We start from the raw sequence: 15946 nt of genomic DNA, 5'->3' as shown, positions 1-15946 counted from the left end.
CGTAAAGCGGGTTATGTCAAAATCGGCCTCAAAACATCCAAATTGCTGTTTTTCCGGCGAAATTTCTTCATATCAACATTCATGCGCACATCCTTTTCAAAACCATTTGCGAAATAGGTTTCTGGTTGGTATTGTTTTGAGAAAGACCACCGAGGGGATGGAAGCATGCAGACACCGAAGACGGAATGCGCAATTGCCCTCCGCTTGCGGTCCGTCCGCACCTGGGGCAGAGGAACCGCATGAGCACGCCCCTCCCCCTGGAACAACTTCAGTCCGTCCGCGGCGGACCGCTTTATGTGAAGCTGCGCAAGATGATCGAGGACGCCGTCGCCTCGGGTCGCCTGAAGCACGGCGACGCCCTGCCGGCCGAGCGCGACATCGCAGAAGCGGCCGAGATCAGCCGCGTGACGGTGCGCAAGGCGATCGATGAACTGGTGGAAGAAGGCCTGCTCGTCCGTCGTCGTGGGTCCGGCACATTCGTCGTGAAGCCCGTGCCGCGCATGCAGCAACCTCTGAGCCAGCTGACCTCCTTCACCGAGGACATGCGCCGGCGCGGCATGGTCGCAGGCTCCCGCTGGCTGGGTCGCGGCCTGTTTTATCCGACGGCGGAAGAAACCATGATGCTCGGCCTCGTCAGCGGCGCGCGCGTCGCCCGCATCGACCGCCTGCGAACCGCCAATGACATGCCGATCGCGCTGGAACGCACAAGCCTGCCGGACGACCTGCTGCCGGATCCGGATAAAATCGAGGACTCTCTCTACCTATGCCTGCTGGACGCCGGCATCCGCCCCGTTCGTGCCAACCAGCGCATCTCGGCCGTTCTGCTGACAGACGAGGAAACCAAGCTGCTCGGCGTGCCCCCCGGCTCGGCAGCACTCTCGGTACAGCGAATTGCCTATCTCGAAACCGGCCGCGTGATGGAAATGTCGCGCGCGCTCTATCGCAGCGACGCCTATGACCTGGTTGCCGAACTCGGCATCGGCTCGCCCATGAAGCCTCAAGACTGAAAGCGCTTGATATGACCACGAAGATGCGTGAGGAGATCGACGAGATCCCCGCAGCCGCTGCCCGATTGCTGGACAGTTCCAGAACCGTGATATCAGACGCGGCGAACGCGCTGCGCGACAAGGACCCAGGCGTCGTCGTCACGATCGCCCGCGGCTCTTCCGATCATGCGGCCCATTTCCTGAAATATGCGATAGAGCTGCAGATGGGCCTGCCGGTCGCCTCGCTCGGCCCCTCGCTCGCCTCGATCTACGAGACCCCGATGAAGCTCGGCAAGGCCGCCGCCTTTGCGGTGTCACAGTCGGGTGCCAGCCCCGACATCGTTGCCATGGCCCGAGGCGCCCGCGCCGGCGGCGCAACGACCATCAGCCTCGTTAACACACTGCCCTCGCCGCTCGCCGATGCTGCGACCTTCGCCATCGACATCAAGGCGGGTCCCGAAATCGCGGTTGCCGCCACCAAGTCCTTCGTCAATTCGATTGTGGCCGGCCTTGCTATCCTTGCAAGCTGGAGCAGAGACGATGCGTTGACACGCGCCGTGGACACGCTGCCTGAGCACTTCAAAAAGGCGCTCTCTCTAGACTGGAGCGCACTGCTCGAGCCGCTGAAATCGGCAGACTCCCTCTATATGCTCGGTCGCGGCCCAGCACTTGCCATCGCCGCAGAAGCGGCACTCAAGTGCAAGGAGACCTGCGAGCTGCATGCGGAAGCCTATTCCTCCGCAGAAGTCCTGCATGGGCCAGTCTCGATCGTCGGTCGCGACTTCCCCGTCGTCGCCTTTGCGGCGCGCGACAAGGCAGAAGCTTCGATCGCCGGCACTGTCTCGAAGCTCGCGGCCAGCAATGCCACCTGTTTCATCACCTCGGATCAGGCGACCGCCGGCCACAAGCTGCCTTTCATCGCAACAGGACATCCGATCACGGATGCGCTGGCCCTGATCGTTCCTTATTATGGCTTTATCGAATCCCTCTCCCGTGCCCGCGGCTTCAATCCCGACAAGCCGGTCGCACTGAAGAAAGTTACCGAGACCCAATGAGCCAAGCCTTCGCCATCACAGCAAGCCGCATCTTCGATGGGCACACGTTCCACGAAGATGCCGCCCTCCTGGTCGACAACGGCCGGGTGAAGGCTGTTCTCGCCAGAGCCGACTTGCCCGCGGGCATTGCCAGGCAGGATATGGGCGATGCGCTGATTGCCCCCGGCTTCATCGACCTGCAGGTGAATGGCGGCGGCGGCGTGCTGTTCAACAACGATCCGACAGTGACCGGCATCCGCACGATGTGCGAGGCGCATGCGCGTTACGGCACAACGGCTCTGATGGTCACATTGATCACCGATGCGCCAGAACTGAAGAGAGAAGCCATCATCGCCGGCGAGGCCGCAGCCAAGGCAGGCGAGCCGGGCTATCTCGGCCTGCATCTCGAAGGCCCGCATCTCTCGATCGCCCGCAAGGGCACCCATGATCCGGCCCTGATCCGCCCGATGTCGCAAGCCGATCTCGACCATCTCGTCGATCAGGCATCGCGTTTCGGCATCCCGATGATCACGGTTGCCCCGGAAAGTGTCACACCGGACCAGGTCAATCGCCTGGTTCAGGCCGGTTACCGCGTGAGCCTTGGCCACACCGACACGAGCTGCGCCAGCGTCGAGGTCTATGTCGAAGCAGGCGCCACACTCGTCACTCATCTCTTCAACGCTATGAGCCCGCTCGGAAATCGGGAGCCCGGCCTTGTCGGCGCCGCCCTCACCTCGCCGGTCCTCCATTGCGGACTGATCGCCGACGGCTTCCATGTCGATCCGGTCACCATGAAGATCGCGCTCGCCGCCAAAACCGCCCCCGCCCACATCTTCCTCGTGACCGATGCCATGTCGACCATTGGCTCTGATGAGACAAGCTTCGACCTGAACGGCCGGACCGTCTACCGCCGCGACGGGCGCCTGACACTCGCCGATGGAACGCTTGCCGGCGCCGACATCGATATGCTCTCCTGCGTTCGTTACGTGCACGAGAAACTCGGCCAACCGCTGGAAGAGGCGCTGCGCATGGCATCGCTCTATCCCGCTGAGGCCATTGGCGCGCCAAGCAAAGGAAGCCTAGGCGCAGGCCAGGATGCCGACTTCATCGTGCTGAGCCCTGATCTCGACATCGACTCGACCTGGATTGCAGGCGCCTGCGTCCATCGTGCCGACACCGCGCCGAGCAGGGCCTTCGCATGATCGTCTGCTTCGATATCGGCGGTACCGCCATCAAGGGCGCACTGGCAATGAGCCCGGAAGACATCCGCCCTTTCCCGCGCCAACCGACCCCGATCCACGATTTCGACGCCTTCGTCGCCACACTTGCCTCCGTCATCGCGGAAGCCGAAGCCATCGCCGGTGAGCGAGCGGCCTGCATCGCGATCTCGATCGCCGGCGTCATCGATCCCGATACGACGAACGCCGTTGTCGCCAATATCCCTTGCATCCATGGCCGGCCTCTACAGGCCGATCTTGAAGCTGCCCTCGGCCTGCCGGTCATCGTCGCCAATGATGCCGACTGTTTCGTGCTGGCGGAAGCCGGCATCGGCGCGGCACGCGGCCATCGGGTCGTGTTCGGCGTCATCCTCGGCACCGGCGTCGGCGGCGGCCTCGTCATCGACGGCAAGCTGATCAACGAAAGCGGCTTTGCCGGCGAATGGGGCCATGGGCCCATCCAGCCGACGGAAGCCGGCACGCCTCCGATGCATGTGCCGCGCTTCCAGTGCGGCTGCGGCCAGGTCGGCTGCATCGACGCGATCTGCAGCGCGAGAGGCCTCGAAAAGCTGCACAAGCATATTCACGCCGAACAACTGACCAGCGAAGACATCATCGCCGACTGGCATAAGGGCGACGCCAAGGCCGAACGCACCATCGATGTCTATGTCGACATCCTCACCGATGCGCTTTCGGTCGTGGTCAATGTCACCGGCACGACGATATTGCCCGTTGGCGGCGGCCTTTCGAACGTGCCGGCGCTTCTATCTCGGATCGATACGGCTCTGCGCGCCCGCATCCTTCGCAAGTTCAAGAACCCAATCGTTGTTCCGGCCGCCTGCGGCGTAGAACCGGGCCTGATCGGAGCCGCGATCCTTGGTCTCGACTTCGCTAGAGAGCATTAAGGAGGCTGAGATGGCTGCGGACATGTTGGTAAAGCTCTACGATCTGCAGCCAAATCCCGACCTTGATCGGCGCATGCAGGCCGAAGGCGTCACGATCCGGCGCGCGCTTGTGCCAGAATTGCAAGGGGTCTGCGCCTGGATCGAGCCCCGTTTCGGCGCCGGCTGGGCATCAGAAGCGACAGCGGCAATCATGCGCCAGCCGGTGACCTGCTGGATTGCCCATGAAGGCGAAACTCTGCTTGGCTTTGCCTGTCACGAGGCGACCATGAGAGGTTTCTTCGGCCCGACCGGCGTGGATGAGAATGCCCGCGGTCGTGGCATCGGCCATGCACTGTTGATCCGCACGCTCCTTGACATGCGCGACCAGGGCTATGGCTATGCCATTATCGGCGGTGCCGGCCCCATGGGCTTTTATGAGAAAAGCGTCGGTGCCATCGCCATCCCTGGCTCGTCGCCCGGCATTTACAAGGACATGCTGCCGCTGGCAGCACCGTCAGGCATGGCGGACTGAGAAACCTCAGCCGAGTTCGAGCGTAGTGATCGCATAGACGCCTGTCTTCTGTACGGACGGCGGTTCGCCTCGATACATGCGCGACGTCTGGAACCCTCGTTTGAAGCCGAGACGGCCGAGCAGGTAGCGAAAGCCTTCCTGGTATTCCGGCACATCCAGATGCACTTCCTCGCCTTTGAGGTTTGCGAGACAGATCTTCAGCAGATCCTCCGCCGTCCGTCCATCCATGGCAAACAGCGGCCCGATCTTGTAGCCACCAAGGCAGGGTCGCATCACGGCATAGCCGGCCACGACACCCTGCCGACGGCAGAGGAAGGCACGACGCGGCGGCTTCAGCCAGTCGGAGAGGAAGTCTTCTCTTGGCGCGGTGAAGAATGCCCGATCGAGCGCAAGGATCTCGGCGAGATCACCCTCGGTGATCGCCTCACACCGGGTAAAGCTCGCAGGCAGAGCCGGCATGCGATCGATGCTCCAGCGAACAGTGTCATAGGCGGTCGCAAAACCCATGCGGCCATAATTCTCCTGCTGCTCGACAACCCCGTCGAGGCCGATGGCACGATCCCCGAGATGCGCCATTCCGGCCTCCCAGACCCGCCGTCCAAGCCCCCTGCCCCGAAAGTCCGGATGGCAGATGTAAAGCCCAATGAAACCGAAGCCGTCGCCGTAGCGAACGGCTGAAATCCCCGCTGCGAGCCGTCCTTCAACAAAAAAACCGATGAAGCCCTCGGGATCGGCGGAACGGAAGACTGCGGCATCGCCATGCCCAGGGTTCCAGCCTTCGAGCGCCGCCCAGTCGACGAGTTCCTCGACTTCGCCAGTCGTCAGGACCCTGATCTCTAGATCCTCGACCACGCTCACACGCCCATGGCAGCGGGAGAGAAACGGGCGAGGTCACCGTGATAGGTCTTGGAGACGGGTGTCGCATAGGCGCCGCGCTTGGCGGTCGACAAGCCCTGCGCAACAAGGCTTTCCGCCTGTTTCACAGCAGCCGCCACACCGTCCACAACAGGCACCCCGAACTCCTGCCGGAGTGCTGCCGTCAGATCGGCCATGCCGGCGCATCCGAGCACGATCGCCTCGGCCCTGTCGTCCTTCAGCGCTGCCGATATCTCGCTGCGCAACCGATCGCGGGCATTGGAATTGGGATCTTCGAGCGAGAGAACAGGCACATCCGCCGCGCGCACCTTGCAGCGGCCGCCCATGCCGTAGCGATGCACGAGATGTTCAACGGGGAGCCGCGAGCGTTCCATGGTGGTCACAATAGAAAACCGTTGCGCGATAAAGGAGGTCGCCGAAAGCGCCGCCTCACAGATGCCGATGACAGGGATACCGGCCAGCGCCCGGGCTGCATCCAGCCCCGTATCGTCGAAACAGGCAATGACGATCGCATCTGCTCCCTCGCGTTCCGCCTTGGCGATTTCCACCAGCAGGCCAGGCACCGCGAAGACCTCGTCATAATAGCCCTCGATCGAGACCGGGCCCATGGATGAGGTGACGGCCACGATCTCGGTTCCCGCATGGGCAACGCGCCGTGCAGCATCCGCGATGGTAGCCGTCATGCTGGCAGTCGTGTTCGGATTGATCACGGCAATTTTCATGCGATTACGCCCGCCCCCGACTGCGGTTCATGGCCATTATGATGCCCAGCGTTCCTGCAATCACCAGAAAGGAGAAGAGCGTGGTCACCGTGCCGAGCGCATAAAGCACCGGTGTCGTGACATTGGTCGTCATGCCGTAGATCTCCAGTGGCAGCGTGTTGTAGGTTCCCGAGGTCATCAGCGTACGCGCAAACTCGTCATAGGAGAGCGTGAAGCCGAAAAGCCCGACCCCGATCAGCGGCGGTGCGATCATCGGCAGCACCACATGCCGGAAGGTCTGCCAGGAGGTGGCGCCCAGGTCGCGTGCAGCTTCCTCATAAGCGGGCGAGAAGCGGTTGAAGATCGCGAACATGATCAGCACGCCGAAGGGCAGCGTCCAGGTGAGATGTGCCCCAAAGCCGGATGTGTACCAGGCAGGCTGGAAACCAAGCTGGCTGAACAAGACGCCGATGCCGAGCGAAATGATGATCGAGGGCACGACGAGGCTGGCAACCGAGAGATAGAAGAGCGCCGTCGCCCCGGCGAACTTGCGGCGGAAGGCAAGGCCCGCCAGCAGCGAAACGACCACCGTCACCACCATGACCATGAAGCCGAGCGCGAAGGAACGGCGGAACGAACCGCCGAAATCACCGACCGCCTGCTGTTCGAACAGGTTGGCGAACCAGCGCAGCGAGACCCCGTTCAGCGGAAAGGTCAACCCGCCATTCGGCCCCTGGAAGGAGAGGATCACAATGGCCGACAAGGGGCCGTAGAGGAAGAGCACGAAGAGGGTGAAGAAGATGGCGAGCACGTAGAATTCGCGCGACCGTTTCTCGGTGTTCATCTCAAAGCTCCTTCCTGATATCGACGACGCGGAGAATGGCCGCGACCATCAGCAGGACCAGGGCCAGCAGAACCACGGCATTGGCGGCGGCCGCAGGATACTGCAGCAACGACATCTGGTTCTTCATCATAAGCGCGACAGACGCGCTCTGCCCGCCGGACATGACCTGCACGGTGGAGAAATCGGCCATGACGAGGGTCACAACAAAGATCGTGCCGATCGCCATGCCGGGTTTTGACAAGGGGATAATCACATTGGTGAGGATCTGCCAGCCGCTTGCCCCTGCATCGCGCGCCGCTTCCAGCAACGACCGGTCGATGCGCATCATCGTGTTGAAGATCGGGGTGACCATGAACAGCGTGTAGAGATGCACCATGGCGAGCACCACGGCGAAATCCGAATAAAGCAACCACTCGATCGGCTGTGGCACGATGCCGGCATTGACCAGTGCGGTATTGATCAGCCCATTTCGGCCGAGCACCGGGATCCAGGAGATCATGCGGATGATATTGGACGTTAGAAACGGCACGGTGCAGACGAGGAAAAGCACGCTCTGCATCGTTGACGTGCGCACATGGAAGGCCAGGAAATAGGCGACCCAGAAGCCGACGAAGAGCGTGATCGCCCAGACGATGAAGGCGAATTTCAACGTGTTGAAATAGATCTTCCAGGTGACCCAGGACCCGAGCGTCTCGGTGTAGTTGAAGGTGACGAAATCGGGATACATCTGGGCGAAGTCATAGTCCCAGAAGGACACCGTTCCGATCATCAGGATCGGCAGCAGCAGGAAGCAGCCGAGGATGAGCATGAGCGGCGTCGCCTGCAGATAGGAGACCAGCCCAAGCGGCACACGGATGACGCGTTTCGGCTTCGGCTTGCCGACACCCAGAAATCGCACTTCCACCATGATGTTAGGTCTCCTGTCGCTCAATCGGCATTCCACATGTGAAGATGCCCCTCATCCCCCTGCCGGGACCTTCTCCCCGCAAGCGAGGAGAAGGGGTTCTGGGACCACCTCCCCCTTGAGGGGGGAGGTCGCGGCGAAGCCGCAGGTGGGGGTGATCCATTGCAGACGTTCACCCCACCCAGGAGCTTCGCTCCGACCCTCCCCCTCAAGGGGAGGGTAAGACATCAAGCCGCGATGAACTCGTTCCAGCGGCGGACCATGTAGCGGTCTTCGTCCATGACGGAGTTCCAGCAGGCGACCTTGCCCATGCGTTCTTCGAAGGAGCCGCCGTCGCGGACAGCACCAGCCTTTTCCATGACCGCACCTTCCGGAGACATGATGTCGCCGGTCGCGGCCTTGCCTTCGATCCAGTAGCCCCACTCGTCGGCAGACATGAATTCCTTCGCGGTTTCCATGCAGGCAGAGTAGTAGCCCTGACGGTTGAGATAGCCGCCGACCCAACCGGACGTGTACCAGTTGATGTATTCATAGGCCGCATCGAGCTGCGCGCCGGTGAGATGTGCGGCAAGACCCAGACCGCCGCCCCACGAGCGATAGCCTTCCTTGAGCGGCTGGTACTTGCAGGCGATACCCTTCGAGCGCACGGCGGCAACGGCCGGCGACCACATCGATTGGATGACGACTTCGCCTGAGGCCATCAGGTTGACCGACTCGTCGAACGACTTCCAGAAGGCGCGGAATTGGCCGTCCTGCTTTGCCTTGATCAGGAAGTCGATCGTGGTGTCGATCTCGGCCTGGGTCATGTTGCCCTTGTCGGCATATTTGATGATGCCCATGGCTTCGCAGATCATCGCGGCATCCATGATGCCGATCGAGGGAATGTTGAGGATCGAAGTCTTGCCCTTGAAGGCCGGGTCCATGATGTCGGCCCAGGAGGTGATCTCGCGCCCAACCAGATCCGGGCGGATGCCGAGCGTGTCGGCATTGTAGATGGTCGGCATCATCGTGAAGAGCTCGGTCTCGCCGGATGCAAAGGTCTTGGCATCCTTGCTCTCGACATAACCGACGGTGTGCGGTGCAGTCCCTTGCGCGATCACGCTGTCCGGCAGCAGCTTGCCGTTTTTGAACAGCGGCACGACCTTGTCGTAGAACTTGAGCTTAGACGTTTCCATCGGCTGGATGACGCCGGTCGGATAGACCTTCTTCAGGATCCAATATTCGATGTCGGCGATGTCATAGGACATCGGCTGGGTCACGGCGCGCTGGGCTGCGGCGTCCGAATCCGTCGCCGTCATCTCAAGCGTGATGCCGAGGTCTTCCTTGCACTTCTGGGCAATCGCATTGATGTTCGACACGCCCGTGCCGAACTGGCGAAGCGTGATCGGGTTCTGCGCCCAGATCGTCGGGAAGCCGGTGATTGCGCCCGAACCGGCGGCGAGGCCGGCAGCGGCCGATGCGGTCTTCAGGAATGTGCGGCGGGATACGCCCTTCTTTGTCTTGCTGCTGTCTGACATTGCGCTGTTCTCCTGGTTTTATTGGTTTGGCTTCACTTCACGATGCGTCCGAGGACGATCGAATCCGGCTGATCCCATGACAGGGTGACGCCTTCCCCGACGCGAACCGGAGAGGCAAAGAAGGCCGCGTCCGAGAGAACGGCGGTGAATTCATCGGTAAAGGCGGTGGTGACGGTTAGCTTCACCTTGGCGCCGAGATATTCGACGTTCGAGACGATGCCGTCGAAGCCGAGACCATCGGCCGGCATGGCACCGATGCGCACATGGTCCGTGCGGATGGCGATATCGGCCGTTTCATCCTCGACAGGTGCTGCGCCGAGGGCGAAGAACCGCCCGCCACCGATCACCTCGATAAACAAGCCCTCTGCCGTGCGCTCGACGATGCGCCCGGAGAGCACATTGTGGTCGCCCATGAAGCGCGCGACGAAGGCCGTGGCCGGCCGCTCGAAGACGGCACGAGGCGTCGCCGCCTGCTCGATGCGCCCCTCGTTCATCACGACGATCAGATCGGCAAGCGCCATCGCCTCTTCCTGGCTGTGGGTCACATGCACGAAGGTGATGCCGAGCGAGGTCTGCAGTTTCTTCAGTTCGGCACGCATGCGGATCTTGAGGAACGGGTCGAGCGCCGAGAGGGGCTCATCGAGCAGCAAAGCCTCGGGCCTCGTGATCAAGGCACGCGCAAGTGCCACGCGCTGCTGCTGCCCACCGGAAAGCTGGGCGGGACGACGCTCGGCATAGGGCTCGAGCTGCATCAGCTTGAGCATCTCCATCGCTTGCGCGCGGCGCGTCTCCTTGTCGACACCCTTCATCTTCAGGCTGAACGCAACATTGTCGACAAGATCAAGATGCGGGAACAACGCGTAGGACTGGAACATCATCGCCGTGCCACGCTGCGCAGGCGGCAGCGTGGTCACATTGTTATTGCCGAAGACAACATCGCCAGACGACACGCTTTCATGTCCGGCGACCATTCTGAGCGTCGATGTCTTGCCGCAACCGGAAGGTCCGAGCAGGCAGCAGTAAGTGCCAGCCGGGATCTTGAGGCTGATGGCATGAACTGCAGTCGCAGCACCGTAAACCTTGGTCACGGCAGCGAGTTCGATGTCGGCGGCTTTCGTCATGGCGGCTCCTTCGTCTCGCTAAGGACAATGCATAAGCCGTGCCAGTTCGAGGCCACGCGGCTAAGTCCTTGAATCCCATGAGAGCAATTGTTGCAGCGCAAAAGGAATGAGCAACTGACACGACTGCATGCACAGCAATTAATCGATTGCCATCAAATGTAGATCTAAATTGTATGCAATCTTACGGAGACTTGGTGTCGGATAGATCTTTCGCAAGTTCGATCTGCGGGCTACAAGACTATCAGACACCGGATGATCCCATGACCGCCAACAGCTCACTCCGCAGGCAACTCGACCCCAATCTCGAAGACCGCGCCCGGGCGATCCGCGACGCTTTGCGTGACGCGATCGTCGACCGACGCCTTGCTCCGGGAACCAAGCTGTCCGAAGCTGAAGTCGGCACCCTCTTCGATGTCAGCCGCACGGTCGTGCGCGACGCATTGCAGATGCTCGCCTTCGAGGGATTGGTGAAAACGGAACGAAATCGGGGTGCCTTTGTCTCCAATCCGAGCACGGAAGAGGCACGCCAGGTCTTCGCATCGCGCCGCCTGATCGAGGCCGGCATCATTGCGGCAGCAGCCGAGCGGATCGCGCCATCCGACATCGCCGCCCTGCGCGAACACCTGAAGGAAGAAGCTCGCTACCGCACCGAACGCGGCGCGAACGCACGACGCGCAGAGATCAAGGCATCGGGCGATTTCCACCTCATGCTGGCCAAGGTTGCGGGCAATCAGGTGCTGGAAAAGTTCATGGACGAACTCGTCGCCCGTTCCTCCCTCGTCATCGCACTTTATGGCCGCACTGGCATTTCGAGCTGCGGGCATGACGAACACGACGAAATCCTGAACGCGCTAGAAAAGGGCGACGCCAAGAAGGCGACCCATCTGATGCTGCATCACATCGATCACATCGAGGCCGATCTCGATCTTACCATGGCCGAAGCGCGCACACTGAAGGACGCGCTCGCTCTCTAAACTTGTCGATCTCAGCCGACCCTGGAGCGTGTCAGCCGGATCGCTGCGCCACCGTGCGATCGTGCTCGATGGTTTCGAGCATGGCATTTCTGGCTCCGGCTTCGTCGCCATACTCGATCCGGTTGACCAAGAGCCGGTGCTTCTCGAGAACCGCGTCAAGAAGGCAGGGGTCCGGTGCGGCCATCAGCGCCTTGTAGGCCAGCGCATGGGCAAGCTCTATGACGCCGTATAAGGCCCGTACGAAGGGATTATGCGCCGAATCCGCGATGATGCGGTGCAGTTCGAAATCCGCGAGAGCAAAATTCTGCAGAGATCCGAGCGAGGTCTCCATCTGGTGGATCCAGTAGAGCATCAGGCGGATCTGGTCGGCGGTGCGACGCCGCGCAACCTCGGCCGCCGCCTGCGGCTCCAGCGAGCGGCGCACCTCATGCAGTCCGGACAGAAACTCCGCATCAACAGGGGCTTCCAGGTGCCAGGCGAGCACCTGCGGATCGTAAAGGCTCCAGCGGCTTTTCTTGGCGACCTTGGTGCCAACCTTCGGGCGGGCTTCGAGCAGCCCCTTGGCCTCCAAAGTCTTCAAGGCCTCGCGCAACACCGTACGCGAGACCTCGAATTCCTCCATCAATTCGGCATCGTTCGGCAGCGTCGTACCGATCGGGTAACGACCGGAGATAACCCCGGCCCCGATCTCGTTGATCACATGCGAATGGTAGTTACGCGCCGTCGACCGCCCAGACAGGGAGCGAAGAAGGCTCCCCGGCTCACTCATGCAGGGGCCTTCTTCAGGCGTGTACGCCCGGTCTGCGCGGTAAACACCAGCTTCTGAAGCAAGATGAACATGAACAGCAGGAACCCGATGGCGATTTTAGTCCACCAGCTGGAGAGCGTCCCATCGAAGACGATGTAAGTCTGGACAAGGCCCTGCAGCATGACCCCGATCAGGGTTCCGAAGATGAAACCGTAACCGCCCGTCAACAAGGTTCCGCCTATCACCACGGCTGCAATCGAGTCAAGTTCGATGCCGACCGCCGCCAGCGGGTAGCCCGCGGAAGTGTAGAGCGAGTAGACGATCCCGGCGAGCCCACCCAGGAAAGACGACAGGGCATAGATGCCGATGGTCACTTGCCCGGTCGGAACCCCCATCAGCGACGCCGAATTGACGTTGCCACCGATGGCGTAGACATAGGAGCCGAACCGCGTCTTGTGGGCGATGAACCCGAAGACGAGGAAGGTGGCAAGCATCAAGAGACCGATGAAGCTCAGACGTCCGCCACCGGGCAGCCGGTAGTAGAGGCTCGAGATCGTCCGGTAGAATTCGTGGTCGATCGGGATGGAATCCTGGCTAAGCACCGAGGCCAGACCGCGAGCGAGAAACATGCCGGCCAGCGTCACGATAAAGGGTGGCACCTGAAGGAAGTGGATGACCGCGCCCATCGACGCCCCGAAGGCTGCGGCCAGAACCAGCACAATCGCAAAGACCGCCATGGGATGGATGCCGACCCAGGAAATCAGAATGGCCGTGATCACCCCGGTCAGGCCGATCACCGCCCCGACGGAGAGATCGATGCCGCCGGAGATGATGACGAAGGTGGCTCCAACTGCCGCGATGCCGAGAAAGGCATTGTCCGTCAGGAAGTTGCCGAACACCCGCGTCGACCACATCGTCGGAAACTGGAAAATGCAGATGGCGTAGGCGATCACGAAGATGAGTGTGGTCGCGGCGAGAGGGCGATAACGCGGATTCATCGTGCCTGTCCCGAAGTTTGGTCTGCGGTCTTTGTGGGGGTGGTCGGAACCGTCTGGCGAGGGCCGAACTTGCGGCCGAGCACCTGGGCGATGCGGGCCGATTGCAGCACCAGGATGATGATGATCATACCGGCCTTGACGATCAGGTTGAATTCCGGCGGGAAGCCCGAGACGAGCACGCCGGTATTCATCGCCTGGATGATGATCGCGCCCATCACCGACATCGGAATAGAGAAGCGCCCGCCGAGCAGCGACGTACCGCCGATAACGACCGCGAGGATCGCATCGAGCTCGAGCCAGAGACCGGCATTGTTGGCATCCGCCCCGCGAATGTCGGCTGCGGCGATGATGCCGGCCATAGCTGCACAAAATCCACCGAACGCATAGATGCAAAGGATCACGAGTCTGCTGCGGAGCCCCGTATAATTGGCCGCAGAAAGATTGATGCCAATGGCTTCGATGAACAGGCCGATGGCCGTGCGTCGCATGAAGAGATGCGCAACGATCATGAGAACAATTGCGATGACGGCAGGCATCGGCAGACCGAAGAGGTTGCCCGTGCCGACGAAAATGAGCGCGGGATCGGAAAAGGTGACGATCGACCCCTCGGTTATCAGCTGCGCCACCCCTCGCCCCGCCACCATCAGCACCAGTGTGGCGACGAAAGGCTGAATGCCGAGATAGGCGACCAGAATACCGTTCCAGAGACCACAAAGGATACCGACGGCGAGGGCCGCAGCGAGCGTCACGATCAGCGGCTGCCCCGCAACGGCTGAGGTAGCCGCAACGGCGCCGGCGACCGCCATCACCGCGCCGACGGACAGGTCCACGCCCTTGGTGGCAATGATGGCCGTCATGCCGATCGCGAGGATCGCGACGGGCGCACCGCGATTGATCACGTCGATGAGGCTGCCGAACAGGCGCCCATCCTGCCAGGTGATATTGAAGAAGCCCGGAAAGACAAGCCAGTTGAAGAACAGCACGCCGGCAAGCGCGAGCAGCTGCGGGGAAATGATGCGGGACATGGAAAGCCTTTTCATGCCTCGACCTCCGCCGGCTGGGCGGCAATGGTCTGGACGATGACACCGGGAGTGATGTCGGCGCCATGCAGCTCGGCGACCATCTTGCGATCGCGCATGACAACGACACGCGAGGAATAACTGACGATTTCGTCGAGTTCGGACGAGATCACGACGAGGGCCAGTCCGTCTTCACGCAGCCGGCTGATCATGCGCACGATTTCGGCATGGGCACCGACATCGATGCCGCGCGTCGGCTCGTCGAGGATGAGGAAACGCGGATCGGTGGCGAGCCAGCGGGCGAGGATCACCTTCTGCTGGTTGCCGCCGGAGAGCAGCTTGACCGGAAGCTCGGCAGACGCCGTGCGGATGTCAAGCGCCTCGATAAAGTTGCCGGCAATTTCCAGCTGTTCGTCGCGGTTGAGCGCCTTGAACCAGCCGAGCCGCGCCTGCATGGCAATCACGATGTTTTCGCGCACCGAGAGGTCGCCGAAGATGCCGTCGATCTTGCGATCTTCAGGGCAGAAGCCGAAGCCGAGTTCGACCGCTTCGCGCGGATTGCGCACGTGACGCGTCGAGCCGTCGATCTTGATCGAGCCGCTATCGGCCTGATCGATGCCGAACATCAGCCGCGCCATCTCGGTACGACCGGACCCCAGCAGACCGGCGACACCGACAACTTCGCCGCGATGGATCTTGAGATTGAAGGGCTGGACGCTGTTGGTGAGGCCGAAGCCCTCGAATTCCATCAGTGTCTCGCCAACCTCGCCCTCTTCGCCGAGAACATCCGGATGATGAAAAGCCAGGTCCTTGCCGAGCATCATGCGTACCAGGCTGGTGCGATCGAGCGAGGCAATCGCCTGCGTGCCGACGAGACGTCCGTTGCGCAGCACCGTAAGGCGGTCCGACAGCTCGAACACCTGATCGAGGAAATGGGTAATGAAGACAATGGCGAGACCACGGTCGCGCAGCTGCCGGACGATGCCGAAGAGCTTTTCGACCTCCGACCGGTCGAGACTGGCCGTCGGCTCGTCGAGGATCAGCACCTTCCCGGAGAGTTCGACGGCGCGGGCGATCGCAATGATCTGCTGGACGGCGACGGAGAAGGTCGAAAGCTCGGCCTTCACATCGATGTCGAGGCCATAGGTGGTCAGGATTTCGCGGGATTCGCGCTCCATCCGGCGCTTGTCGACCAGACCGAAGCGGTTGGTCGGCTGCCTGCCGATGAAGAGATTGTCGATGACGGTCATGTTCGGCAGGAGGTTGACCTCCTGATAGACCGTGCCGATGCCGAGTGCCTGGGCCTGCTGCGGCGTCGTGAAATTGACGTTCTCGCCATCGACGGAGATCATACCGCCATCGGGAATATAGGCGCCCGTCAGGATCTTGATCAGCGTCGATTTGCCGGCGCCGTTTTCGCCGAGAAGTGCGTGCACTTCGCCCCGATGAAACGCGATATCGACGCCGTCGAGCGCCGTATGATTGCCGAATGTCTTGGTGATGCCCGCCGCCGCAAGCACGATCGATGGATGCTCGGTCATATGCCTCTTCCCCCACTCCCTTGAAGCTATCCCCTGCTGACGCCGGGAGA

The 15946-nt window shown here is 61.6% G+C and carries 16 protein-coding genes; 6 read left to right on the top strand and 10 right to left on the bottom strand.

Going from position 1 to position 15946, the window contains the following annotated elements; all coding sequences use genetic code 11:
- Positions 1-239 precede the first annotated feature (239 nt).
- Genes BW978_RS06865 through BW978_RS06845 form a run of 5 tightly spaced genes read left to right on the top strand, consistent with a single transcriptional unit; the run spans position 240 to position 4653 of the window.
- Positions 240-1007 (top strand): GntR family transcriptional regulator, encoded by a 768-nt coding sequence (locus BW978_RS06865; RefSeq protein WP_076393541.1) that lies wholly within the window; start codon positions 240-242, stop codon positions 1005-1007.
- 11 nt (positions 1008-1018) lie between these two features.
- Entirely contained in the window at positions 1019-2041 is a 1023-nt protein-coding gene (locus tag BW978_RS06860; protein ID WP_076393539.1) for an SIS domain-containing protein, read from the top strand.
- Positions 2038-3222: an N-acetylglucosamine-6-phosphate deacetylase gene (nagA, locus tag BW978_RS06855; RefSeq protein WP_076393537.1), complete on the top strand. Its 1185-nt coding sequence runs from the start codon at positions 2038-2040 to the stop codon at positions 3220-3222. The genes BW978_RS06860 and nagA overlap by 4 nt, the downstream gene beginning before the upstream one ends.
- Entirely contained in the window at positions 3219-4142 is a 924-nt protein-coding gene (locus BW978_RS06850; RefSeq protein WP_076393535.1) for an ROK family protein, read from the top strand. Before nagA ends, BW978_RS06850 begins: the two co-directional genes overlap by 4 nt.
- A 10-nt stretch (positions 4143-4152) precedes the next feature.
- Entirely contained in the window at positions 4153-4653 is a 501-nt protein-coding gene (locus tag BW978_RS06845; protein ID WP_076393533.1) for a GNAT family N-acetyltransferase, read from the top strand.
- Between the two features lie 6 nt (positions 4654-4659).
- Here the strand turns inward: BW978_RS06845 and BW978_RS06840 are convergent, their stop codons facing one another.
- The 6 genes from BW978_RS06840 to BW978_RS06815 all read right to left on the bottom strand — a co-directional run bounded on the left by BW978_RS06840 (position 4660) and on the right by BW978_RS06815 (position 10616).
- Positions 4660-5505, bottom strand: coding sequence for a GNAT family N-acetyltransferase (locus BW978_RS06840; RefSeq protein WP_348529158.1), 846 nt, complete (start codon positions 5503-5505; stop codon positions 4660-4662).
- A 2-nt stretch (positions 5506-5507) separates the two neighbouring features.
- Positions 5508-6251, bottom strand: a complete 744-nt coding sequence (locus tag BW978_RS06835) for an aspartate/glutamate racemase family protein (protein ID WP_076393531.1) — start codon at positions 6249-6251, stop codon at positions 5508-5510.
- A gap of 4 nt (positions 6252-6255) precedes the next feature.
- Complete coding sequence (locus tag BW978_RS06830; RefSeq protein WP_076393529.1) at positions 6256-7074, bottom strand: ABC transporter permease; 819 nt, start codon at positions 7072-7074, stop codon at positions 6256-6258.
- Position 7075: 1 nt separating this feature from the next.
- Positions 7076-7981: an ABC transporter permease gene (locus tag BW978_RS06825; RefSeq protein WP_069043255.1), complete on the bottom strand. Its 906-nt coding sequence runs from the start codon at positions 7979-7981 to the stop codon at positions 7076-7078.
- Between the two features lie 224 nt (positions 7982-8205).
- Entirely contained in the window at positions 8206-9495 is a 1290-nt protein-coding gene (locus BW978_RS06820) for an ABC transporter substrate-binding protein (protein ID WP_076393527.1), read from the bottom strand.
- Between the two features lie 32 nt (positions 9496-9527).
- On the bottom strand, positions 9528-10616 hold the full coding sequence (locus BW978_RS06815; RefSeq protein WP_076393525.1) for an ABC transporter ATP-binding protein: 1089 nt from the start codon (positions 10614-10616) through the stop codon (positions 9528-9530).
- A gap of 260 nt (positions 10617-10876) precedes the next feature.
- Between BW978_RS06815 and BW978_RS06810 the strand changes: the two genes are divergently transcribed.
- A complete protein-coding gene (locus BW978_RS06810; protein ID WP_076393523.1) occupies positions 10877-11590 on the top strand; it encodes a GntR family transcriptional regulator in 714 nt (237 codons plus the stop codon).
- A 31-nt stretch (positions 11591-11621) separates the two neighbouring features.
- Here the strand turns inward: BW978_RS06810 and BW978_RS06805 are convergent, their stop codons facing one another.
- From BW978_RS06805 to BW978_RS06790, 4 genes are read right to left on the bottom strand one after another with little or no spacing between them, the layout of a single operon-like run.
- Complete coding sequence (locus BW978_RS06805; protein ID WP_076393521.1) at positions 11622-12359, bottom strand: FadR/GntR family transcriptional regulator; 738 nt, start codon at positions 12357-12359, stop codon at positions 11622-11624.
- Positions 12356-13336, bottom strand: a complete 981-nt coding sequence (gene yjfF / locus BW978_RS06800) for a galactofuranose ABC transporter, permease protein YjfF (protein WP_076393519.1) — start codon at positions 13334-13336, stop codon at positions 12356-12358. The genes BW978_RS06805 and yjfF overlap by 4 nt, the downstream gene beginning before the upstream one ends.
- Positions 13333-14376, bottom strand: coding sequence for an ABC transporter permease (locus BW978_RS06795; protein ID WP_076393517.1), 1044 nt, complete (start codon positions 14374-14376; stop codon positions 13333-13335). Before BW978_RS06795 ends, yjfF begins: the two co-directional genes overlap by 4 nt.
- A complete protein-coding gene (locus tag BW978_RS06790) occupies positions 14373-15896 on the bottom strand; it encodes a sugar ABC transporter ATP-binding protein (RefSeq protein ID WP_076393515.1) in 1524 nt (507 codons plus the stop codon). Before BW978_RS06790 ends, BW978_RS06795 begins: the two co-directional genes overlap by 4 nt.
- Between the last annotated feature and the right edge of the window lie 50 nt (positions 15897-15946).

The sequence above is a fragment of the Rhizobium sp. RU33A genome (assembly GCF_900156055.1).
GTDB lineage: Bacteria > Pseudomonadota > Alphaproteobacteria > Rhizobiales > Rhizobiaceae > Allorhizobium.
This window is presented reverse-complemented; position numbering and strand designations above follow the sequence as displayed.

What these genes read in the sequence shown, in the direction of transcription:
- BW978_RS06820 (WP_076393527.1), bottom strand. Translation starts at nt 9,495, where the DNA reads ATGTCAGACAGCAGCAAGACAAAGAAGGGCGTATCCCGCCGCACATTC.
- BW978_RS06845 (WP_076393533.1), top strand. Translation starts at nt 4,153, where the DNA reads ATGGCTGCGGACATGTTGGTAAAGCTCTACGATCTGCAGCCAAATCCC.
- BW978_RS06790 (WP_076393515.1), bottom strand. Translation starts at nt 15,896, where the DNA reads ATGACCGAGCATCCATCGATCGTGCTTGCGGCGGCGGGCATCACCAAG.
- BW978_RS06835 (WP_076393531.1), bottom strand. Translation starts at nt 6,251, where the DNA reads ATGAAAATTGCCGTGATCAATCCGAACACGACTGCCAGCATGACGGCT.
- BW978_RS06850 (WP_076393535.1), top strand. Translation starts at nt 3,219, where the DNA reads ATGATCGTCTGCTTCGATATCGGCGGTACCGCCATCAAGGGCGCACTG.
- BW978_RS06810 (WP_076393523.1), top strand. Translation starts at nt 10,877, where the DNA reads ATGACCGCCAACAGCTCACTCCGCAGGCAACTCGACCCCAATCTCGAA.
- nagA (WP_076393537.1), top strand. Translation starts at nt 2,038, where the DNA reads ATGAGCCAAGCCTTCGCCATCACAGCAAGCCGCATCTTCGATGGGCAC.
- BW978_RS06815 (WP_076393525.1), bottom strand. Translation starts at nt 10,616, where the DNA reads ATGACGAAAGCCGCCGACATCGAACTCGCTGCCGTGACCAAGGTTTAC.
- BW978_RS06825 (WP_069043255.1), bottom strand. Translation starts at nt 7,981, where the DNA reads ATGGTGGAAGTGCGATTTCTGGGTGTCGGCAAGCCGAAGCCGAAACGC.
- BW978_RS06805 (WP_076393521.1), bottom strand. Translation starts at nt 12,359, where the DNA reads ATGAGTGAGCCGGGGAGCCTTCTTCGCTCCCTGTCTGGGCGGTCGACG.
- BW978_RS06830 (WP_076393529.1), bottom strand. Translation starts at nt 7,074, where the DNA reads ATGAACACCGAGAAACGGTCGCGCGAATTCTACGTGCTCGCCATCTTC.
- yjfF (WP_076393519.1), bottom strand. Translation starts at nt 13,336, where the DNA reads ATGAATCCGCGTTATCGCCCTCTCGCCGCGACCACACTCATCTTCGTG.
- BW978_RS06795 (WP_076393517.1), bottom strand. Translation starts at nt 14,376, where the DNA reads ATGAAAAGGCTTTCCATGTCCCGCATCATTTCCCCGCAGCTGCTCGCG.
- BW978_RS06860 (WP_076393539.1), top strand. Translation starts at nt 1,019, where the DNA reads ATGACCACGAAGATGCGTGAGGAGATCGACGAGATCCCCGCAGCCGCT.
- BW978_RS06865 (WP_076393541.1), top strand. Translation starts at nt 240, where the DNA reads ATGAGCACGCCCCTCCCCCTGGAACAACTTCAGTCCGTCCGCGGCGGA.